The 19,428-nt window shown below is 57.8% G+C and carries 24 protein-coding genes; 16 read left to right on the top strand and 8 right to left on the bottom strand.

The window, feature by feature from the left end; all coding sequences use genetic code 11:
• Positions 1–113 precede the first annotated feature (113 nt).
• The 11 genes from folK (at position 114) to GOW16_RS20120 (ending at position 8,327) form a co-directional block, all read left to right on the top strand.
• On the top strand, positions 114–683 hold the full coding sequence (gene folK / locus GOW16_RS20170) for a 2-amino-4-hydroxy-6-hydroxymethyldihydropteridine diphosphokinase (protein WP_170419016.1): 570 nt from the start codon (positions 114–116) through the stop codon (positions 681–683).
• A gap of 94 nt (positions 684–777) precedes the next feature.
• Complete coding sequence (rpoZ, locus tag GOW16_RS20165) at positions 778–1,131, top strand: DNA-directed RNA polymerase subunit omega (protein WP_170419014.1); 354 nt, start codon at positions 778–780, stop codon at positions 1,129–1,131.
• A 26-nt stretch (positions 1,132–1,157) separates the two neighbouring features.
• On the top strand, positions 1,158–3,290 hold the full coding sequence (locus GOW16_RS20160) for a RelA/SpoT family protein (protein ID WP_170419012.1): 2,133 nt from the start codon (positions 1,158–1,160) through the stop codon (positions 3,288–3,290).
• 16 nt (positions 3,291–3,306) lie between these two features.
• A complete protein-coding gene (locus tag GOW16_RS20155) occupies positions 3,307–4,005 on the top strand; it encodes a DUF2062 domain-containing protein (RefSeq protein ID WP_170419010.1) in 699 nt (232 codons plus the stop codon).
• Positions 3,998–4,744, top strand: coding sequence for a pyridoxine 5'-phosphate synthase (locus tag GOW16_RS20150; RefSeq protein WP_170419008.1), 747 nt, complete (start codon positions 3,998–4,000; stop codon positions 4,742–4,744). Before GOW16_RS20155 ends, GOW16_RS20150 begins: the two co-directional genes overlap by 8 nt.
• Complete coding sequence (locus GOW16_RS20145) at positions 4,741–5,364, top strand: LysE family translocator (RefSeq protein WP_170419006.1); 624 nt, start codon at positions 4,741–4,743, stop codon at positions 5,362–5,364. The genes GOW16_RS20150 and GOW16_RS20145 overlap by 4 nt, the downstream gene beginning before the upstream one ends.
• A 16-nt stretch (positions 5,365–5,380) precedes the next feature.
• Entirely contained in the window at positions 5,381–5,707 is a 327-nt protein-coding gene (locus GOW16_RS20140) for a Dabb family protein (protein ID WP_170419004.1), read from the top strand.
• On the top strand, positions 5,704–6,123 hold the full coding sequence (acpS, locus tag GOW16_RS20135) for a holo-ACP synthase (protein ID WP_170419002.1): 420 nt from the start codon (positions 5,704–5,706) through the stop codon (positions 6,121–6,123). Before GOW16_RS20140 ends, acpS begins: the two co-directional genes overlap by 4 nt.
• Positions 6,124–6,180: 57 nt before the next feature.
• Complete coding sequence (gene lepB / locus GOW16_RS20130; RefSeq protein WP_170418999.1) at positions 6,181–7,020, top strand: signal peptidase I; 840 nt, start codon at positions 6,181–6,183, stop codon at positions 7,018–7,020.
• A complete protein-coding gene (rnc, locus tag GOW16_RS20125; RefSeq protein WP_170418997.1) occupies positions 7,017–7,694 on the top strand; it encodes a ribonuclease III in 678 nt (225 codons plus the stop codon). The genes lepB and rnc overlap by 4 nt, the downstream gene beginning before the upstream one ends.
• A 156-nt stretch (positions 7,695–7,850) precedes the next feature.
• A complete protein-coding gene (locus GOW16_RS20120) occupies positions 7,851–8,327 on the top strand; it encodes a hypothetical protein (RefSeq protein WP_170418995.1) in 477 nt (158 codons plus the stop codon).
• Positions 8,328–8,354: 27 nt separating this feature from the next.
• Here the strand turns inward: GOW16_RS20120 and GOW16_RS20115 are convergent, their stop codons facing one another.
• Positions 8,355–9,731 (bottom strand): multicopper oxidase family protein, encoded by a 1,377-nt coding sequence (locus GOW16_RS20115; protein WP_170418992.1) that lies wholly within the window; start codon positions 9,729–9,731, stop codon positions 8,355–8,357.
• A 158-nt stretch (positions 9,732–9,889) separates the two neighbouring features.
• Between GOW16_RS20115 and era the strand changes: the two genes are divergently transcribed.
• The 3 genes from era to GOW16_RS20100 all read left to right on the top strand — a co-directional run bounded on the left by era (position 9,890) and on the right by GOW16_RS20100 (position 11,536).
• The gene (gene era / locus GOW16_RS20110) at positions 9,890–10,798 is read left to right on the top strand and encodes a GTPase Era (RefSeq protein WP_170418990.1); all 909 of its coding nucleotides are present in this window, start codon (positions 9,890–9,892) and stop codon (positions 10,796–10,798) included.
• Positions 10,795–11,124 (top strand): DUF1491 family protein, encoded by a 330-nt coding sequence (locus GOW16_RS20105; protein ID WP_170418988.1) that lies wholly within the window; start codon positions 10,795–10,797, stop codon positions 11,122–11,124. The genes era and GOW16_RS20105 overlap by 4 nt, the downstream gene beginning before the upstream one ends.
• A gap of 88 nt (positions 11,125–11,212) precedes the next feature.
• Entirely contained in the window at positions 11,213–11,536 is a 324-nt protein-coding gene (locus GOW16_RS20100; protein ID WP_170418986.1) for a SemiSWEET transporter, read from the top strand.
• 29 nt (positions 11,537–11,565) lie between these two features.
• Here the strand turns inward: GOW16_RS20100 and GOW16_RS20095 are convergent, their stop codons facing one another.
• Positions 11,566–11,871 (bottom strand): hypothetical protein, encoded by a 306-nt coding sequence (locus GOW16_RS20095; protein ID WP_170418984.1) that lies wholly within the window; start codon positions 11,869–11,871, stop codon positions 11,566–11,568.
• A 126-nt stretch (positions 11,872–11,997) separates the two neighbouring features.
• On the opposite strand from GOW16_RS20095, the gene recO reads away from it, so the two are divergent.
• Entirely contained in the window at positions 11,998–12,723 is a 726-nt protein-coding gene (gene recO / locus GOW16_RS20090) for a DNA repair protein RecO (protein ID WP_170418982.1), read from the top strand.
• Here the strand turns inward: recO and GOW16_RS20085 are convergent.
• The 3 genes from GOW16_RS20085 to GOW16_RS20075 all read right to left on the bottom strand — a co-directional run bounded on the left by GOW16_RS20085 (position 12,707) and on the right by GOW16_RS20075 (position 15,611).
• Positions 12,707–13,099, bottom strand: coding sequence for an META domain-containing protein (locus tag GOW16_RS20085; protein ID WP_170418980.1), 393 nt, complete (start codon positions 13,097–13,099; stop codon positions 12,707–12,709). The genes recO and GOW16_RS20085 overlap by 17 nt on opposite strands.
• Positions 13,100–13,148: 49 nt before the next feature.
• Entirely contained in the window at positions 13,149–13,703 is a 555-nt protein-coding gene (locus tag GOW16_RS20080) for a hypothetical protein (RefSeq protein ID WP_170418978.1), read from the bottom strand.
• A gap of 216 nt (positions 13,704–13,919) precedes the next feature.
• Positions 13,920–15,611 (bottom strand): acyl-CoA dehydrogenase family protein, encoded by a 1,692-nt coding sequence (locus tag GOW16_RS20075; protein WP_170418976.1) that lies wholly within the window; start codon positions 15,609–15,611, stop codon positions 13,920–13,922.
• A gap of 145 nt (positions 15,612–15,756) precedes the next feature.
• On the opposite strand from GOW16_RS20075, the gene GOW16_RS20070 reads away from it, so the two are divergent.
• A complete protein-coding gene (locus GOW16_RS20070) occupies positions 15,757–16,521 on the top strand; it encodes a sulfite exporter TauE/SafE family protein (protein WP_170418974.1) in 765 nt (254 codons plus the stop codon).
• On the opposite strand, the gene GOW16_RS20065 is transcribed toward GOW16_RS20070, so the two are convergent.
• From GOW16_RS20065 to GOW16_RS20055, 3 genes are all read right to left on the bottom strand, one after another.
• Positions 16,518–16,982, bottom strand: a complete 465-nt coding sequence (locus GOW16_RS20065) for a hypothetical protein (protein ID WP_254429860.1) — start codon at positions 16,980–16,982, stop codon at positions 16,518–16,520. The two genes, GOW16_RS20070 and GOW16_RS20065, sit on opposite strands and share 4 nt — an antisense overlap.
• Positions 16,983–17,093: 111 nt before the next feature.
• On the bottom strand, positions 17,094–17,384 hold the full coding sequence (locus tag GOW16_RS20060) for a hypothetical protein (protein ID WP_058273655.1): 291 nt from the start codon (positions 17,382–17,384) through the stop codon (positions 17,094–17,096).
• 369 nt (positions 17,385–17,753) lie between these two features.
• The gene (locus GOW16_RS20055; protein ID WP_170418972.1) at positions 17,754–19,352 is read right to left on the bottom strand and encodes a phosphoenolpyruvate carboxykinase; all 1,599 of its coding nucleotides are present in this window, start codon (positions 19,350–19,352) and stop codon (positions 17,754–17,756) included.
• Positions 19,353–19,428: the final 76 nt, after the last annotated feature.

Genomic DNA, 19,428 nt, shown 5'->3' with positions numbered 1-19,428 from the left:
CGCCGGAGTGTTACGTGAGTGGGTATTGGAAATAAGCGGCGCGCTGGTATTCCTATAATTAGGCCATTTCGGACGTATCGCAAGCATGCAATTCGCCGAATATAGGGAGTATGATGAACAAAACATCGTCAAAAGCTGTTATCGCACTGGGCGCAAATCTCAAATTGAGAGGTTTGAGCCCCAAGGTGACACTTCAAGGGGCTCTTGACGCGATTGTGCGTCACGGGGTGGTGATTCGCGCCGTCAGTCGCTTTTTCGAGACACCGTGTTTTCCGGCCGGTGCCGGGCCTGACTACGTGAACGCGGCGGCATTGATCGAAACGGACAGGACACCGACCGAATTGTTGAATCTTCTTCACCAGATCGAGCATCAGTTTGGCCGCGAAAGAGTTCAGCGATGGGGTATGCGGACGTTGGATCTGGATTTGGTGTGCTATGACGAAGTAGTTCTGCCGGATCGCGCTGAATACGACCGGTGGCTGACATTGTCGCCAGACGAGCAGACCAAAGTTGCGCCGGAACAGCTGATTTTGCCACATCCACGCCTGCAGGATCGCGCATTCGTCCTTGTTCCGATGGCCGACGTTGCCCCGGACTGGCGCCATCCCGTACTGGGCCAGACAGTGGCCGAAATGCTTGCTAACCTGTCGGCGGCGGATATTGCGGCGGTCAAGGCTGCGTGATCGGTGCATTTGCAGCATTTCCTGCTTGTCAAGGCAGGGATTCGCCCTTAGATAAACCCCTTCCTGACTTGGATTCAGTAACGGAGAGCGCCCAATGGCCCGCGTGACGGTTGAAGATTGCGTAGACAAGGTACCAAACCGGTTCGAACTGGTTATGCTTGCCGCCCATCGTGCGCGCGAGATTTCCGCTGGTGCAGGGATCACCGTGGACCGTGACAACGACAAGAACCCTGTGGTGTCGCTGCGCGAGATTGCAGACGAAACCCAAAGCGCCGACGAGCTGCGCGAGCGCCTGATCGAGGCCAACCAGACCCAGATCGAGGTTGATGAGCCGGAAGAAGATCAGATGGCTCTGCTGATGGGTGCGGAATCGGACAAGCCTGCCGATGACGACATGTCGGAAGAGAAGCTGTTGCGCGCTCTGATGGAGGCTCAAGGCCAGGGGTAATCCCCAAAGATGAAGGTGCGGACCGGATGATTTCTGCAGACGACCTGATTGCGCTGGTCCGCAACTACAACCCAAAGACAAATGCTGACCGCATCGCCCGGGCCTATGAGTTCGGCAAGCAGATGCATGATGGTCAGTTCCGACATTCCGGCGAACCCTATTTTACCCACCCAGTTGCCGTTGCCGCCATCCTGACCGAACAACGTCTGGATGATGCGACGATTATTACCGCGCTGCTGCACGACACAATCGAGGATACCAAGGCTAATTACGGCAAAGTATCCGAGCTGTTCGGGGAAGAAGTCGCCAAGCTGGTCGATGGCGTCACCAAGCTGACCAACCTGCAGCTGTCGAGCCGTGAAACCAAACAGGCCGAGAACTTTCGCAAGCTTTTCATGGCGATGTCCAAGGACCTGCGGGTCATTCTGGTCAAGCTCGCCGACCGTCTGCACAACATGCGCACGATCAAGGCGATGCGGCCTGAGAAACAGGTGCAAAAGGCGCGCGAGACGATGGATATCTACGCGCCGCTTGCGGGCCGGATGGGTATGCAATGGATGCGTGAGGAACTGGAAGACCTTGCGTTCCGCGTTCTGAACCCCGAAGGCCGCCAGTCGATTATCCGCCGTTTCATCACGCTGCAGCGCGAAACCGGCGATGTGATCCACCGGATCACCGGCGACATGCGGCACGAGTTGGAGAAGGCGGGCATCGAAGCCGAGGTGTTTGGCCGCGCCAAGAAACCTTATTCGATCTGGCGCAAGATGCAGGAAAAGGATCAGGGCTTTTCGCGCCTGTCCGACATCTACGGCTTTCGCATCATTACCCGGTCCGAAGAAGACTGCTATCGGACGCTCGGTGCGATCCACCAGCGCTGGCGCGCGGTGCCCGGGCGGTTCAAGGACTACATCAGCCAGCCGAAGTCCAACGGATACCGCTCGATCCACACCACTGTGTCGGGTCGTGACGGGAAACGGGTCGAGGTTCAGATCCGCACCCGCCAGATGCATGATGTGGCGGAAACCGGCGTTGCAGCACATTGGTCGTACCGCGACGGCGTCCGCTCGGAAAACCCATTTGCCGTTGATCCGGCCAAGTGGATTGCAAACCTGACCGAACAGTTCGACAGCGAAGAGGATCACGAAGATTTCCTTGAAGCGGTCAAGCTGGAAATGTATTCGGACCAGGTGTTCTGCTTTACGCCCAAAGGCGACGTGGTCAAACTGCCGCGCGGGGCTACGCCAATTGATTTTGCTTATGCCATCCATACCCGTATTGGCCACGCCTGCGTGGGCGCAAAGGTGGACGGTATCCGCGTGCCTTTGTGGACGCGGATCAAGAACGGTCAGTCGGTGGATGTTATCACCGCTGATGGCCAGACGCCTCAGGTCACCTGGCTTGAGATTGCGGTCACGGGCAAAGCCCGCACAGCCATACGCCGCGCTTTGCGCGAGGTCGACCGCGAACGATTTATTAAGTTGGGTAAGGAACTGGCGCGTTCCGGGTTCGAACATGTCGGCCGTAAGGCTACCGACAAGGCGTTGGATACGGCCGCAAAACACCTGCGTCTGAAGGACCGTCACGAATTACTGGCGCGTCTCGGAAGTGCCGAGTTGACGGCGCATGATGTGGTTAGCGCCGTTTATCCCGAACTGACGCAAGATGAAGGAGACGCTATTTCTCCGCGCCGCGCGGTGATTGGACTGGAACCGGGTCAGAAGTTTGACCGCGCGCCATGCTGCCAACCCCTGCCGGGAGAACGCATCGTCGGCATCACCTATCGCGGTAAGGGCGTTGTGGTGCATGCAATCGACTGCGACCGCCTCTCCGAGTTCGAGAGCGAACCTGACCGCTGGGTCGATCTGCATTGGCATTCTGGGACACATCCGGCGGTTTACGGAGCCACGCTGGATGTCACTATTGGCAATGATGCTGGGGTGCTGGGGCGCATTTGCACGTTGATTGGCGAGAAGAAGGCCAATATCTCGAACCTGGAATTTGTCGACCGCAAACCCGATTTTTATCGCCTTTTGGTCAGTGTAGAATTGCGGGATCTGGAACAGTTGCATTCGCTGATGCTGATGCTTGAGGCCGAAAGCGATGTCGCCGCAGTTGAACGCTATCGGGACAGGACCAAAACCGCAGTTGCGGCTGGCTAAGAAGGGGTGATCAGGAGTGGTTTTTAAGCGCCGAGATCGACGCTCGCCTGTCCAGATCGCGTCTGAACTCGTCTATCCCCGTGGTGGATGGACGCGCGCCTTTCACTACGTCAAGCACCGTGTTCGCAGATTGCCGGATTCGCCCGAGCGCATTGCGCGCGGCATCGGGGCGGGTGTCTTTGCCTCGTTCACTCCGTTTTATGGATTGCATTTCGTGGTCGCCGCTGTGTTGGCGCGCCTGCTGAACGGCAACATTCTGGCCGCGCTAAGCGGAACATTCTTTGGTAACCCACTCACCTATGTACCTATCGGCGTGGTCTGCCTGCAGACCGGGCATTTCCTGCTGGGAACCAAGTTCCACAAGGGCGACACGCATGGGCTGATGGGCAAGTTCGCAGATGCAATGGGCGATCTGAAGAACAACTTCATCGCGATGTTTACCGACCGTGTCGCAGACTGGCACGGGCTCAGTATCTTCTACAACGAAGTGTTCTTTCCCTACATGATCGGTGGTATTCTTCCTGGCATTCTTGCGGGTGTAATCTGCTCTTATCTCAGCTTGCCGCTGATCCGCACGTATCAGCAACGCCGGCGCGACAAGATTAAGGCAAAGTTTGACGAAATCAAACGCTTGGCGGAAACAAAACCTGCCGTTCCACTGACGAATACCCTAGGTTCAAAGCAAGGGCTTAAGAAGGATTCGAGCGATGTCTGACAACCAATTGCGTCTTGGCGTGAATATCGACCACGTGGCCACAGTACGTAATGCGCGTGGCGGTGCGTATCCCGATCCGCTGCGGGCGGCCAAGCTGGCCGAAGAAGCCGGGGCTGACGGTATCACCGCACATCTTCGCGAAGACCGCCGCCATATCTCGGACGCGGATATTGACGGGCTGATGGAGGTCTTGTCGGTGCCGCTGAACTTTGAGATGGCCGCAACGCCCGAGATGCAGAAAATCGCTCTGCGCCACAAACCGCACGCAGTCTGCATCGTTCCCGAAAAGCGCGAAGAACGCACAACCGAGGGCGGGCTGGAAGTCGCGCGCGAGGAAAACAAGCTGGCCCACTTCATTGCACCGCTGCGCGATGCAGGATGCCGTGTGTCGATCTTTATCGCTGCTGATCAGCGCCAGATCGAGGCGGCGCATCGGATCGGTGCCGAAGTGATAGAGCTGCACACCGGCGCTTATTGCGATGCCGTAGCCGATGGTCACGTGGACGCAGCCAACCGCGAATTGGAAGCGCTGCGCGAGATGTCCGCATTTGCGTACTCCCTGGGCCTTGAGGTGCATGCGGGGCATGGGCTGACCTATGACACTGTGCAACCGATTGCTGCATTCCCCGAAGTGCGCGAGCTGAACATCGGTCACTTCCTTATTGGCGAGGCCATCTTTCGCGGGCTCACTCCGGCTATTGCCGAGATGCGGCGTCTAATGGACGAGGCGCGGGGATGATTACACCTGGCTTTGTAGCCATCTGGTTTGCCTGGCTGATGGCCGGGGGCTCTCCGGGGCCAGCAACAATGGGCATTGCCGGAACCGCAATGAACGAAGGTCGCCGCGCGGGCTTGATGTTTGCGTTGGGAATCTGCGCAGGCTCGGCTGCTTGGGGCATAGCAGCAGCGCTGGGTCTTTCAGCAATCATGCTTGCAAATGTCTGGGTGTTCGAGGTGATCCGCTATGTCGGGGTGGCTTATCTGGGCTGGTTGGCGTTCAAAGCGCTGCGACGCGCAATGACGTCTGATGAGGTTGCTATCGGCAACCCGGTGACAGGCTCGCCGCGCACAATTTTTGCAAAGGGCGCGGCCATCCACCTGACCAACCCAAAGGCGATCCTGAGTTGGGGGTCGATCTACGCAATCGTCGCCCCCAGCAATGCCAGCCTGTTGATGCTTCTGGGCTATTTCGGGATGCTCTATGCAGGGTCGTTGATGGTCTTCATCGGCTACGCCTTTCTGTTTTCTTCCGAACGCATGGTCCGCACCTATCGTCGTGCACGCCGCTGGTTCGATTTTGCGTTTGCCGGATTCTTCGGATTGGCTAGCTACAAGATCCTGACTGTTCGATTGTCGTGACAAAGGAGGCGCAGGGATGATCCGTCATTGTGTGATGTTGAACCTTGCCGCCGGGTATGATCCGTCGCAGCTGTCGGATGTGATGGCCGGGCTGCGGGACGTTGCGGAACAATTGTCGGGATGCTCGGGTTTTGTATGTGGTCCCAACCGGGATTTTGAGGCCAAGTCCCCCGACTACCCGTATGGCTTCACCTTGGATTTTAAGGACGCATCAGCTTTGCGCCAATATGCAGAGAACCCTCAGCATAAGGCATTGGGAACTCGTCTGGTTCGGCTGTGCACCGGCGGGGCGGCAGGGATATTGGTGTTTGATCTGGAGCTTCAGGAACGGAGCACGCAATGATCCTCGGCATTGGCACAGATCTCGCAAATATTGAACGCATTCAGGGCACGCTCGACCGGTTCGGCGACCGGTTCCGCAACCGTGTTTTTACCGAAATCGAACAGGGCAAAGCCGAACGACGTGCCGATACAGCGGGCACCTATGCCAAACGCTGGGCCGCGAAAGAGGCGTGCTCCAAGGCGCTGGGCACCGGTCTGGCTATGGGCATCGCCTGGAAAGATATGTCGGTGAGCAATCTGCGCACGGGGCAACCAGTGATGCATGTCACCGGGTGGGCGGCAGATCGGCTGAAAGAGATGACGCCCGGGGGGCATGAGGCGATTATCCACGTCACTCTGACGGACGATCACCCCTGGGCACAGGCATTCGTGGTGATCGAGGCGCGCCCGCTTCACGATGCGCCCGCGCAGCCTTGACTTGCCCCCACCCGACCCGCATGTAGCACCCCAACAACCTAACGACCGGAGAGAAGTATGGCCGAGGAAGCCAAAACAGGAAATGCCGTGTGGGAGACGATCAAGACCATCGTATATGCCCTGCTGATCGCGGGCGTGTTCCGCACGATCCTGTTTCAGCCGTTCTGGATTCCGTCGGGTTCGATGAAGCCCACTTTGTTGATCGGCGATTTCCTGTTCGTCAACAAAATGTCTTACGGCTATTCCTACGCGTCATGCCCCAGTCTGATCATCCCAAGCGTCGGCCTGAACGTTGACGCCGCAGATCTCTGCGGATGGATGCAAAGCGGTGAAAACACCCGTATCTGGGGCGGCGACCCCGAACGTGGTGACGTCATCGTTTTTCGCCATCCGGTAAGTGGCCGCGATTATATCAAGCGTCTGATCGGCCTGCCCGGGGACCGCATTCAGGTGCGCGACGGCCAGATCATCCTGAACGGCACGCCGGTGCCGCAGCAGCCTGATGGCGTATTCACCGAAGTTGCGGAACCGCAAGGCTCGCAAGGTCTGCGACCGCGCTGCGAAAATGGCCCTGTCGGCTTTGGTGGTGTCTGCGAAAAGTCGCGTATGATCGAAACCCTGCCAAATGGTGTGTCCTACGAAGTGCTGAATATCGGCAATCAGGCAGCGGACAATACCGGTATCTATACGGTTCCCGAGGGGCATTACTTCTTCATGGGTGACAACCGCGACAATTCCAGCGACAGCCGCTTGCCGCAATCCGCAGGCGGGGTCGGTTATGTGCCCTACGAGGACCTGATCGGGCGGGCGGATCGCATCCTGTTCTCATCTGCTGGCCGGTCGATGCTTTTCTTCTGGACCTGGCGCGGGGATCGCTTCTTCAAGGCGGTCAATTGAAGCTTTCGTCCGAGATAAAGGCGTTCCAGCAACGGCTTGGATACGAATTCGCTCAGCCCGAATTACTGGTGCGAGCACTGACTCACGGGTCGGTGTCGTCTACGACACGTCCTGACAATCAACGGCTGGAGTTTCTGGGTGACCGGGTTCTGGGCCTTGTCATGGCCACCGCGCTGCTGGAGGCCGACAAGAAAGCGTCAGAAGGGCAGCTTGCGCCGAGATTCAATGCGTTAGTCCGCAAAGAAGCCTGCGCTGATGTAGCTCGGCAGATTGATCTTGGCGCTGTCCTGAAACTTGGCCGGTCCGAGATGTTGTCGGGCGGCCGCCGCAAGCAGGCTCTGCTGGGTGACGCGATGGAGGCGGTGATCGCCGCTATCTATCGAGATGCGGGGTTCGAAGCCGCACGCGACGTCATCCTGCGACTGTGGGGGGATCGCGTCCACAACGTCGAGGCGGATGCGCGCGACGCCAAAACATCGCTTCAGGAATGGGCGCAGGCGCGCGGGCAAAAACCGCCCGCTTACGTCGAGGTCAAACGCAGCGGCCCTGACCACGCCCCGGTGTTTACCATTGCGGCTCGGTTGCAGGACGGGACCGAAGCCCAGGCGACGGCGGGGTCGAAACGTCAGGCGGAACAAACCGCTGCGAAGGCACTGCTGGACCAGTTGAAATAGCAACGCTCCGCAGTCTGTAATTGTCACAATTCTCAATCTCGCTTGAAGTCTATGGCAGACCTCAGGGCTTGTTCGTATCTGAAACTCATCCGCTTTGGCGCCTACTTATGAGCAAAGGTTCAAAGCGAAGCAGATACAATGATTTGAGGCATTCCAATGCAAAGCGCAAAACTGACCACCGTGAATATCGGCTTTCTTTTCATCGCTGGCTTCATCGCCACGATCGCCTTCGATTTTTGGGGCCAGGTTGTCAGCCCCGGCATCGGTTGGGCTAACCTGTCGCCCGAAGGGCTGGCCCAAAGCCTTCTGTCCAGTCTTGGCTTGCCCAGCAATGCTTTCCTTGGCTTCTTCGTGCATTTCTATCTTGTGGGTCTGATTGCCTATCCGATGGGATGGTTTCTTATTTTCAAGCCGATCTGGATTGGGGTTCTTGGATCTGACCATATGTTTGCCGCCTCGGCCATCTACGGGTTTGGCCTTTGGGTCTTTGCACTGGGCGGGATCACCACCTTGTCCGGTTTGCCAACGTTCTTGAACTTCTCTGCGATCACATGGGTTGCTCTGATCGGCCACGTCCTTTACGGGATCGTCATGGTCGCTGTCCTGCGCTTGATCGAGCGTCAACAAGCCTGAATATCGGAGGGGCGCTCCAGCCGCCCCTTACACCACCCGGATAAATCCCGTCAGCCCGGTCTTTTGATGTTCGATGACGTGGCAATGGAACGCCCAATCGCCCGGATTGTCGGCAACCAGCGCGATCTCGACCACTTCATCCTTCAACAACAGCATGGTGTCGGTCGTCAGCGGCGGCAGTCGGCGCAGGTTCGACCGCACCGGCACAAAGGCCAGCCCGTGCAGGTGGATCGGGTGAAGGTTTGGCGACTCATTGCGCAGTCGCAGGACATAGCTTTTGCCCATCTCCAGCGTCGCCAGCGGACCGACACCCTGCGCCGCGTCACCGGGCCAGGGTTTGCGGTTGATTGACCAGAAGTTGTATCCCAGCGAGCCGCAGAACCCGTTATTCGGTTCACCACCCTCGGGCGTCCAACCAAATACGAACTCGTGCAGTTCGGCATTGTTCAGATCGGGCTTGGCGACGGGGTTTGCCGTAAGTGGCCGTAGCTCTTGCAGGTCCCGTGACGTTGATGATCCGATTGCGCGCAACTGCGCCATGGGCTTGTGCGGCTGACCGGGCAGCTTGGCCATCAGGGCAACGCTGCGCCCCTCGTCGCGGGGCATTGCAACCGCAAAATCTACACGCTGACCGGGTCCGACAAGAAGCGGGTCTTCGGCGCTGGGCATCGGGATGTCCATCTCGAGCGGATGGCCGTCCCACGCGATGATCCGCGCATTGCCGCCCTGAAGATGCAGTTTGTAGATGCGCGTTGTGTCCGTATTCACCACTCGCAGCCGCACCAGACTGCCTGCGGCGTGATCGTAGACAGGACCCTGTATCCAGTTGGCAGTGTGGACATTGCCAAACGTTCCGGCCCGTGCGGCACCACGCTGGGTATAGGCAGGCAGAAACGAACCATCGTCATTCAGCCGGAAGTCACGCAGGTTGATCACCTGTTCGCTGTCAAAGCCTGGGTCTTCGGGTTCCGCAATCACCATGACGCCCGTCAGGCCATGGGCCATCTGCTCCATCGTCATGCAATGCGGGTGATACCAGTAGGTGCCGGCATCGGGCGGAGTGAATTCATAGTTGAAGACCTCACCTTCACCCAGCGGCATCTGGGTCAGGTAAGGCACTCCGTCCATTTCGTTGGCGATCCGCATCCCATGCCAGTGCATCGCGGTGTATTCCGACAGGGTATTGCGTACCGGCAACCGCATCGTCTGTCCCTGCTTGCCATGTAACACCGGCGGCGGCGCGTTTTGGGACAGGCTGACCATTCCGGTCGTCATCGTATCTCGCAGGGCAAAGCTCGCCGGTTGGATGGTCAACTCCGGCGTGCTCTGCGCCAATCCGAAACCGCCCAAACCCAGCGCGCCGACGGCGGCCCCGCTGCCCAGAAGAAACTCGCGACGTTTCATGTCTTGCCTCATATTCCGAATTGTTGCCTGGCTGGATCTGGCGTGGCATGGGTCAGGCGTGACACTGATTTTGCATGGCCGCAATGCGACAAATCCCTCTGGCCCGCGCGGCCTTTCTGCTATAGGGGTGCGCACTTGCAAACAGGATCGCCAGACACATGACCACACGCGCCGGATTTATCGCCCTGATCGGAGAGCCCAACGCGGGCAAATCCACCCTGCTGAACCGCATGGTTGGGGCGAAGGTCTCGATCGTGACGCATAAGGTGCAAACCACCCGCGCCCGCATTCGCGGCGTGGCGATGGAAGGCGATGCGCAGCTGGTGTTTGTCGACACGCCGGGCCTTTTCAAACCCCGCCGTCGTCTGGACCGCGCTATGGTTGCCGCCGCTTGGGGCGGGGCAGCGGATGCAGATGTCGTCGTGCTGATGGTCGAGGCGCATCGCGGTATCACCGAAGGGGTCGAGCGCATACTTGAAGGATTGGAAGAGATTGGGCAGGGTCGGAAGATCGCGCTGGCGATCAACAAGATCGACAAGGTCCAATCTGAGGTGCTGCTGGCCCTGACAAGTGACCTGAACGCACGCTACCCGTTTTCCGAAACCTTCATGATTTCCGCGGAAAAGGGCTATGGCGTTGACGATCTGCGCAAATGGCTGGCGTCGGAACTGCCCGAAGGCCCGTGGCTATATCCCGAGGATCAGATCGCTGATTTGCCTCTGCGCATGATTGCGGCCGAAATGACGCGCGAGAAACTGACACTGCGCCTGCATCAGGAATTGCCCTATCAGCTGACGGTCGAGACCGAAAACTGGGAAGAGCGCAAAGACGGTTCAGCCAAGATCGATCAGGTGATCTACGTCATGCGCGACGGTCATAAAGGCATCGTGCTGGGCAAGCGTGGCGAAACGATCAAAGCCGTCAGCCAGGCCGCACGGGCTGAATTGGAAGAGTTTCTCGACCGCAAAATCCACCTGTTCCTGCAGGTCAAGGTCCGCCCGAACTGGCTGGAAGAATCCGAGCGTTACTCGGAAATGGGTCTGGATTTCAAAGACGGCAACGCATGACCCGACTGACGGCCGACTTCTGGGTACACGCCTATCTGGCGCGGCTTCGTTTTCAGGAGATCCCGGCTTTTGTCGTGTCCCATGGGGACGACACGGCAGGAGCAGTGTTGGTCAAACTGAACACTCTGGACGGGCAAGCCGTCGCGTTTCAGCGAAGTTTTGATCTGATGAGCGGTGAGCGCAAATGGGTCGAACTCTCATCCGGTGCCGAGGCTGATGTTGACGATGCCATCACCCGGCAACGCAGTTTCGACCCCGATCTGTGGGTGATCGAGGTGGAAGACCGGCAAGGGCGTCACCTGTTGGGAGAAGACGGGCTCGAATAGCATCCAGGGCTTGGACAGACAGGCCAAAGAGACTATTTTGTCAGCGATCCGGTCTTCCAACGATGCCGAACATCAAGGAGGTGCTCGCGTGGCTGAAACGCTTGCTCAAAAACTGGAAAACTCGAATCTCGGCCACTGGATGCAGCGGTTCGAAGGCTTCATGGTGTTCATCGGCGTTGTCGGCCCCTTTGCGACGCTACCGCAACTGATAAAACTATACTTCACCCATTCCCAACACGCGACCGGGCAGTCTCTGCTCTCGTGGTCGCTTTATGCCGCGCTGTCGTTTCTGTGGTTTGCCTACGGGTTGATAGTGGGCAAGCTGCCCATCTATGTGGGCAACGGCATCTCAATGGTGCTGAACCTGCTTATGGTCCTTGGCATCCTGATCCATGCTGGTTTGACGTTCTGATCGCGCATTTTGCGCGAGCAAACCAAACCCTACCACCCTCTGCTTTTCTGCGTGATATCGTGACCAACAGCGCTTAACGTATCGCCGGCAAATGCTTTCACCTTGGGTGCAAAGGTCTGAAAATAGGGCTGCGATTGCACATGGGCCAATGTCTCGGCACTGTCCCAGCGCCCCCAGTGAAACCGGGATATACCATCATCGGCCACCGCGACCTGATAGGTGAATTTTCCTGCTGCTGCAGGGTCGTTGTCGATGGCTGCGATGAAGCTGCTTACAGCCTCCTGCCATTCTGCCTCGTCGCCATCATAACGATATGTGATTGTGATTCCGCGCATCAGATCTGATCTTTGTTTAACCATGTTGTTAAATAATGGGGTATATCTTCCGTACGTCAAGCCTTCGTGGTTGCGGTTCTTATCTGTCGTGGTTCAAATAGGGCAGAAAACGGCACGGAGCCAAATTTGGACTGGCGAGATCACGGCATCCTACTGACCACCCGCCGTCATGGCGAAACCGCGGCGATCATCGAAGTCTTTACTGAAGACCACGGTCGGCATGCGGGCGTCGTACGCGGTGGGACCAGTCGCAAGATCGCCCCAATCCTGCAACCCGGTGCGCAATTGGATGTTCTTTGGCGCGCACGGCTGGAAGAGCATCTTGGCACTTTTCAGGTTGAACCTTTGCGTTCGCGCGCTGCGGCTGCGTTTTCGGGGCGAATGGCGTTGGCCGGATTGAACGCAGCCGTTGCACTGTTGTCCTTTTGCCTGCCAGAGCGTGAACCGCACCCCGCAATTTACAAGCAGACAGAACAATTGTTGGATTTGTTGGGGCAGGACGAAATCTGGCCGCTGGCCTACATGCGCTGGGAATTGGCGCTGCTGGAAGAGTTGGGCTTTGGCATGGACCTGTCGGCCTGTGCGGTGACCGGGGCCACCGAAGGGTTGGCTTTTGTCTCACCAAAAACCGGTCGAGCCGTCAGTGCCGAGGGGGCCGGAGAATGGGCGGGCAAACTGTTGCCCCTGCCGCCCTGTTTGCGCGGTGAGGGCCAGGCACCAGATGACGAGATCGCAGCTGCGTTAAGAACCACAGGCTATTTTTTGGAACATCATCTGGCCCCATCTCTGGGGCACAATCCTTTACCGGATGCGCGGGCAAGATTTGTGGATCAGTTCACTCGGCGGCTTTGAACACCATCTCGTGCCCATCGTCATTGCGCAGGATCAGCACATCGCCGGAAACTTCGGACTGTGTCATCGCGATCAGTGCCGCGAAATAGAATCCCTCGGCTTCAAGCCCGGCGCAGGCTGCGCGTGTTGCGGTCAGATCTAAAACCTCAAACCAGGGGTAAGGCGCATTCAGGGTGCCGCTGTAGCTGTTGCACGGGGCGTTGCCGGCGATCTTGCCTTCTTCAGGGAACCGCAGCATAGCACTGGCCTCGAACGGTTGCCCGTCAATCTCCTGCAGAACCCAAGTCTGATCGCTGGCGCCATAAGCCGCAACAGACTCGTCCTTGTCGCATTGAAACAGGGCAATCAGGGGCAGTGTCAGGATCAGGCGCATCATATGGGTGTCTTACTTTTTTGTCGGTGCCGCGGGAACCGGGAACGCCAGCTTAGTACGGTATCTCGCCACTAATCAGTTCTTCGCGGACTTCCCGGCGCGGTCTCCAGTTGTATCGGGTGTCTTCTCGCACCTGATCCCAAAACAGCACTCCGCTGTTGCGCCATGGGTCCAGGATGATGCCATCATACATCGAATCGCCCTTCGCGCTGATTGCTGCCGAATGGTGGATGATCCTGAACGCGGTTGGGGGCGAGGTGGCCCAGTGCACGTCCAGAGTGCGGAAATTTTCCTGTTGCAGGCGCCGGGTCATGGCCTGCGCCCAGTCATTGCACAACCCTTTTTCCCGAAACCCGTTGATGACCTTGGCGTTGTGGATGATCGCTGGGTCAGAGACGTTCCATTCCCGTTTCAGTTGCTGTGAGTAGGTATAGGCGATGCTTGCGGCCTTTTGTGCCTCGGCCGGATCGACTTCGGGTCCAAGGTCTTTGATCGCCTGCGCCAGCTCATCAAGCTCGCTGTAGCCCGCTACGGGTTGGGTCGTGGCGCAACCGCTCAGTATCAGCGCTAAAATCGTCGCCCAAAGCGCAAAAATTAGTCGGGTCATTTTGTCGTCACCATCCTTGGGCCTGGTCCGGGTCGCAGCGTGCCCTAAAGAGATTTTGACCAAAAGCAAAGGGGAAGTTTCTTCGTTCAAGGACCAGAGAAGTTCACTATCTGCTCACAGATCGGACGGAATGATATCGAAACAGGTGCACGAAACAAAGAAAATGACCCGGCGCAAGGCCGGGTCTAGTTGGGGAAACGGGATGCCTAATTCCGATTAGCCCAGCAAGCGCCGTGCAATAACCTGTGCCTGAATTTCGGCAGCCCCCTCAAAAATATTTAGAATGCGCGCGTCGCACAGGACGCGGCTGATCTTGTACTCCAGCGCAAAACCGTTGCCGCCGTGAATCTGCAGACCGTTATCCGCGGCAGCCCAGGCCACGCGGGCGCCAAGCAGCTTGGCCATGCCAGCCTCAAGGTCGCAACGGTGACCGTGGTCTTTTTCCCAGGCCGAGAAATAGGTCAGCTGACGAGCGATCATAATCTCGACCGCCATCATCGCCAGCTTGCCGGACACACGAGGGAAGTTGATCAGCGACTTGCCAAACTGCTTGCGGTCTTGCGCATATTGCATCGCGATATCCAGCGCACTTTGAGCAACACCGATGGCGCGGGCAGCGGTCTGGATGCGGGCGCTCTCGAAGGTTTCCATCAGCTGTTTAAAGCCTTTGCCCTCTTCGCCGCCCAACAGGTTTTCGCCCTTGACCTTGAAGCCGTCAAAGCCCAGCTCGTATTCCTTCATGCCGCGATAGCCCAGAACCTCGATTTCGCCGCCGGTCATGCCGGGGGTGGGGAAGGGGTTTTCGTCCGTACCCGGCGTCTTTTCGGCCAGGAACATGGACAAGCCGCGGTGATCGGTGGTTTCCGGGTTGGTCCGGGCCAACAGCGTCATCACATGGGTGCGCGCAGCGTGGGTGATCCATGTCTTGTTGCCGGTGATCTCATAGTCACCTTCCGCGTTTTTGACTGCGCGAGTGCGCAGGCTGCCCAGGTCCGAGCCTGTGTTGGGTTCGGTAAAAACGGCCGTCGGTAGGATTTCGGCGCTGGCCAGTTTCGGCAGCCAGTTGGCTTTTTGTTCGTCGGTGCCGCCAGCGATGATCAGCTCGGCCGCGATCTCGGACCGGGTGCCCAATGAGCCGACGCCGATGTAACCGCGCGACAGTTCCTCGGACACCACGCACATCGAGGCTTTGGATAGGCCGAATCCACCGAACTCTTCCGGGATGGTCAGGCCAAAGACGCCCATTTCGGCAAGTTCCTCGATGATTTCCATCGGGATCAGTTCGTCCTTGAGGTGCCATTCATGGGCGTGGGGTTCGACCTTTTCGACCGCGTAACGGCGGAACTGGTCGCGGATCATCTCAAGCTCTTCGTCCAGACCCGAGGCGCCGAACATGGTGGCACCGGCCTGATCTTCCATCAGCGCAACCAGCCGCGTGCGCGCGGCCTGAGAGTTCGCCTGCGCCATCAGCGTTTGAATTTCGGGAATCTGAAAGCCGGACAGGGCATCCCAGCCCAGACCCATGTCCTGAAGGCGTACGACTTCGCCCTGGTTCATGGGAATGCCGCCAGCGACCTGATGCAGGTATTCGCCAAAGGCGATCTGGTGCAGCAGCTGCTCGATCTCACCGAACTTGCCGTCGGCCTCCAACGCTTCGGCCCAGCGTTGCATCTGTTTCAGTGACTGAGAATACGTGGCCAGCCATGACAGGCCATGGGCCGCCGTTTGATTGGCTTCGATCAGGGCACCGGATACCCGGCCATCAGCGGAAACCATGCCGCGCACCGACTCGCGCGCAAGCTCGAACACTGTTTCGACGGCGGGAGCGGCCGCACGGGTCAGCGTCAGAAGATCGGGCAAAATCGCAGGTGTCGTCATCTGGGTCATATCCTGTCCGTCATGGGCCATGAATCGTGTCCTTCTTTCGTGTCGTCTGGTCATATCATGCTGCACATGCAGCGCAACAAAAATACGTATTGCGCAACGAAAAAGTTCTAATATTTCTCGAACGTTTTTGCAGTGCAGCGCCCGTCAGGAATGATATCACGGGGCCATGACATTGTTTTCCTTACTGACTCCGCAGGACCTTCTGCTGGCTTTGGCCGTTGCCTTCTTGGCGGGCTGGGTCAAAGGTATCGTCGGTTTTGCGATGCCTATGGTCATGGTTTCGGGGTTGAGCGTTTTCTTGCCGCCTGAACTGGCCATTGCGGGCCTTATCCTTCCGACGCTGGTCACGAACGTCTTTCAGGCATTGGGACAGGGCGTTTCCGCGGCCGTGTCTTCGATCAGGCAGTTTCGGATTTTTTTGATCGTGGGCTTGGTGTTCCTTCTGGCCGGGGCCAAGCTGGTCACTTTGGTGCCGACGTCGACCTTTCTGCTGATGATCGGCGTTCCGGTCACATTCTTTGCCCTGATCCAGGTCTTGGGTGTGAAGCTGGTGCTGAAAGAGCAGTCGGCTCGTATTGAAGTCCTAATCGGGGCAGTCGCGGGATTTGTCGGCGGTATGTCCGGTATCTGGGGGCCGCCAACGGTGGCGTACCTGACGGCCTTGAACACACCCAAGGCGGTGCAAATGCGGGTTCAGGGGGTCATTTACGGGCTTGGCGCAATTGCCTTGGCGATCGCCCATATGGGATCCGGCATCCTGCGCGCCGATACGGCGCCGTTTTCAGCTGCCCTGATTGTACCGGCGGTAGCCGGGATGTGGGTGGGCATGCAGCTTCAGTCGAGAATCGATCAGGCGCTGTTTCGCAAAGTAACACTGATCGTGTTGTTGGCCGCCGGACTAAATCTATTGCGCCGCGGCTTTATTGGTTAAGTTCTGCGGTCCATAAACCGAAACGCGAAATATAGGCCCAGCATCAGGAAAAACAGGCCCGAGATATCGCCAATCAGAAAGGCGATATACTCTACGCCGGCGCTGCCAAAGCTCATGTTTGTCATGGCGGATGCCAAGAACGACGTGATCACGCCGACGCCCATCACGCATAGCCAGCAGGGTTTGCGATCTAGTCTTGGAAACAGGTCCCAACCTGCCCATTTTAGTGCGTAGAACACAGCCGGGACAGTTGTGACTGCAATGAGGATTGCAAGCAATCGGCTGGGCAAAAAGACATCGGTGCCACCGAGGAATGCAAATACGATAAAGACGCCCGGCAGCAGCGCAAAAATCGCGCGCCACCCCAACAGCCACGCCGCCAGAACCCTAACCCCATGAGGCAGGAACAGAAGGCTGGCCCGACTTGGGTATTCTGGAAAGAACACGTTTTGAAGCGGCATCAGGACCTCGAAGGTGAGGAACGATGCAACTATATAAGCCAATGAGGCGTAGAAAGTGTCAGAGGCCCATCTGCGCACGATGTTTAACCATCGACGTGCAGGTTGGGGGCGTCACCTGGGCGCATGTACGATATACCGCCCCCGGTTGGCATTGCCACTTTGGGACAGATAACCTTTTTGAACCAGCGACTTCAGCGCACGGAAAAAAGTCGGGCGCGAGACGCTCTGAACAAGGGTATGCTCGATCAGACCGAAGGTGCGGACTTCTTGATCGGCTTTCGACAATTCTTCGGCCGCGTAGTAAATGTCACGCTCAACGGGAGAGAGTTGTTCCAGCCCAAGTGTCCGCTCCATGCTCTGCATCAATTTGCGAAGTTCGGTCAGTTTCGAGATTTCTGTCATTTGCCTACCCGTTGTTTTCCTTGTCGCCTTTCGCGCCGGAGCGAAAGTTAGAAACCCGCTGAAGCTGAGTATTTTCAGCACGTCTCATGTTGACACCCATCCCCGATGGATTACACTAGATATCTGATTAGGTTGCTCAAATCGCGAATGTGAGTGCGCGCTCATTGAGTATCCCCAAGGTCTTTTTACTTCCCGCCCGGTGCGTAAGCGCCGGGCTTTTACGTCATAATGACACAGTGAAGTACTGCAATCTGCCGCAGCGAGCAATGAATTTGTATATGCATTGCGCATAATACAACTACAGGGAGATTACCGAAACGTTACTCGCCTTTGAGAAAGTGAGGGGGCGAAAACCGCCCCCGTTTATAATCAGCCGATTGCCACGGCTTTGATGTCGTCATCGATAAAGGGTAGATACTGTTCGAAGTTTTCTGCAAACATCTGCACTAGTTTTTCGGCTTGTTTGTCGAACGCCGCCTGGTCGTCCCAGGTGCGGCGCGGGTCCAGCAGAACTTCGGCCACGCCGGGCACGGACACCGGGACGTCGAAACCGAAATTGGCATCCTTGCGGAATTCGGCGTCGCGCAGCGACCCTTCCAGAGCTGCTGTCAGCAGGGCGCGGGTGGCGCGGATTGGCATCCGGCTACCAACGCCATAAGCGCCGCCGGTCCAACCGGTGTTTACCAGCCAGCAGGTCGCCCCGTGTTGGGCGATCTTGTCGCGTAGCAGGTTGCCATATTCTTCGGGGCGGCGCGGCATGAACGGCGCGCCAAAGCAGGTCGAGAAGGTGGGCTGAGGTTCGGTAATACCGCGTTCGGTCCCGGCGACCTTCGAGGTGAAGCCGGACAGGAAGTGGTACATCGCCTGCGCTGGCGTCAGCCGTGCGATCGGAGGCAGGACACCAAATGCATCGCAGGTCAGCATGATGATGTTCTTGGGATGCCCGCCCAATGCGCTGCTCGAAGCGTTCGAAATGTACTCGAGCGGATAAGCGCAGCGCATGTTTGCGGTCAGCGAGTCATCCTCGAAATCCAGCTCTTTTGTTTCGGGGTCGAAGACCATGTTCTCGATCACGGTGCCGAATTTGCTAGTTGTTGCGTAGATTTCCGGCTCGGCTTCGGCGTTCAGGTTGATGGTCTTGGCATAGCAGCCACCTTCGAAGTTGAAGGTGCCGCGATCTGACCAGCCATGCTCGTCGTCGCCGATCAGGGTGCGCGAAGGGTCAGCCGACAGGGTGGTCTTGCCGGTGCCGGACAGGCCGAAGAAAACAGCGGTGTCGACCGGGTTGCCCACAGCGTGGTTGGCCGAGCAGTGCATCGGCATCACGCCTTTTTCCGGCAACATGTAGTTCAGCAGGGTAAAGACAGACTTCTTGTTTTCGCCCGCGTATTCTGTGCCACCGATCAGGATCAGCTTGCGGTCGAAGTTCAGCGCAATCACGGTCTCACTACGGCAGCCATGCTTGGCGGGGTCCGCCTGGAAGCTGGGGCAGTTGATGACGGTGAAGTCCGCTGTGAACTCTTCCAGATCTTCGCGATCCGGACGGCGCAGCAGGTGGCGGATAAACAGGTTGTGCCAGGCCAGTTCTGTGACCATGCGCACGTTGATCGAATAGGCAGGATCGGCGCCGCCGACGAGGTCCTGCACGAAATAGTCACGGCCTTTCATGTGCTCGAGCATATCTTCGTACAGTGCATCGAACCCTTCCGGGGTCATTTCGGCGTTGTTTTCCCACCAGATCGTATCGACGACGCTGTCGGTTTTGACGACATGCTTGTCCTTGGGCGAGCGGCCAGTGAATTTGCCTGTAGTGACCAGGAAGGCTCCGCCGTTGCCAAGAGTACCTTCGCCGCGCTTCAGCGCTTCTTCGATCAGCGCCGGTTCCATGAAGTTGTAATAGACATTTCCCAGACCCTCGATGCCCTGATCTTCGAGGCGGAATTGCGGGTTAACCCGTCCAGATGTCATGCGTTTCTTCTCCTGTGGCGGCGCGCCGGCGGTTCGGCCGGGAGGCGCTCTTGGGGCAGTATACCGGGAAAAACCG

Source organism: Ruegeria atlantica (genome assembly GCF_013033965.1).
GTDB classification, from domain to species: Bacteria; Pseudomonadota; Alphaproteobacteria; order Rhodobacterales; family Rhodobacteraceae; genus Ruegeria; species Ruegeria atlantica_D.
The sequence above is the reverse complement of the archived record's forward strand: the minus strand, read 5'-3'. Positions and strand labels throughout refer to the sequence as shown.

What these genes read in the sequence shown, in the direction of transcription:
- folK (WP_170419016.1), top strand. Translation starts at nt 114, where the DNA reads ATGAACAAAACATCGTCAAAAGCTGTTATCGCACTGGGCGCAAATCTC.
- rpoZ (WP_170419014.1), top strand. Translation starts at nt 778, where the DNA reads ATGGCCCGCGTGACGGTTGAAGATTGCGTAGACAAGGTACCAAACCGG.
- GOW16_RS20160 (WP_170419012.1), top strand. Translation starts at nt 1,158, where the DNA reads ATGATTTCTGCAGACGACCTGATTGCGCTGGTCCGCAACTACAACCCA.
- GOW16_RS20150 (WP_170419008.1), top strand. Translation starts at nt 3,998, where the DNA reads ATGTCTGACAACCAATTGCGTCTTGGCGTGAATATCGACCACGTGGCC.
- GOW16_RS20145 (WP_170419006.1), top strand. Translation starts at nt 4,741, where the DNA reads ATGATTACACCTGGCTTTGTAGCCATCTGGTTTGCCTGGCTGATGGCC.
- GOW16_RS20140 (WP_170419004.1), top strand. Translation starts at nt 5,381, where the DNA reads ATGATCCGTCATTGTGTGATGTTGAACCTTGCCGCCGGGTATGATCCG.
- acpS (WP_170419002.1), top strand. Translation starts at nt 5,704, where the DNA reads ATGATCCTCGGCATTGGCACAGATCTCGCAAATATTGAACGCATTCAG.
- lepB (WP_170418999.1), top strand. Translation starts at nt 6,181, where the DNA reads ATGGCCGAGGAAGCCAAAACAGGAAATGCCGTGTGGGAGACGATCAAG.
- GOW16_RS20120 (WP_170418995.1), top strand. Translation starts at nt 7,851, where the DNA reads ATGCAAAGCGCAAAACTGACCACCGTGAATATCGGCTTTCTTTTCATC.
- GOW16_RS20115 (WP_170418992.1), bottom strand. Translation starts at nt 9,731, where the DNA reads ATGAAACGTCGCGAGTTTCTTCTGGGCAGCGGGGCCGCCGTCGGCGCG.
- era (WP_170418990.1), top strand. Translation starts at nt 9,890, where the DNA reads ATGACCACACGCGCCGGATTTATCGCCCTGATCGGAGAGCCCAACGCG.
- GOW16_RS20105 (WP_170418988.1), top strand. Translation starts at nt 10,795, where the DNA reads ATGACCCGACTGACGGCCGACTTCTGGGTACACGCCTATCTGGCGCGG.
- GOW16_RS20095 (WP_170418984.1), bottom strand. Translation starts at nt 11,871, where the DNA reads ATGCGCGGAATCACAATCACATATCGTTATGATGGCGACGAGGCAGAA.
- GOW16_RS20085 (WP_170418980.1), bottom strand. Translation starts at nt 13,099, where the DNA reads ATGATGCGCCTGATCCTGACACTGCCCCTGATTGCCCTGTTTCAATGC.
- GOW16_RS20080 (WP_170418978.1), bottom strand. Translation starts at nt 13,703, where the DNA reads ATGACCCGACTAATTTTTGCGCTTTGGGCGACGATTTTAGCGCTGATA.
- GOW16_RS20075 (WP_170418976.1), bottom strand. Translation starts at nt 15,611, where the DNA reads ATGGCCCATGACGGACAGGATATGACCCAGATGACGACACCTGCGATT.
- GOW16_RS20070 (WP_170418974.1), top strand. Translation starts at nt 15,757, where the DNA reads ATGACATTGTTTTCCTTACTGACTCCGCAGGACCTTCTGCTGGCTTTG.
- GOW16_RS20065 (WP_254429860.1), bottom strand. Translation starts at nt 16,982, where the DNA reads ATGCCGCTTCAAAACGTGTTCTTTCCAGAATACCCAAGTCGGGCCAGC.
- GOW16_RS20060 (WP_058273655.1), bottom strand. Translation starts at nt 17,384, where the DNA reads ATGACAGAAATCTCGAAACTGACCGAACTTCGCAAATTGATGCAGAGC.
- GOW16_RS20055 (WP_170418972.1), bottom strand. Translation starts at nt 19,352, where the DNA reads ATGACATCTGGACGGGTTAACCCGCAATTCCGCCTCGAAGATCAGGGC.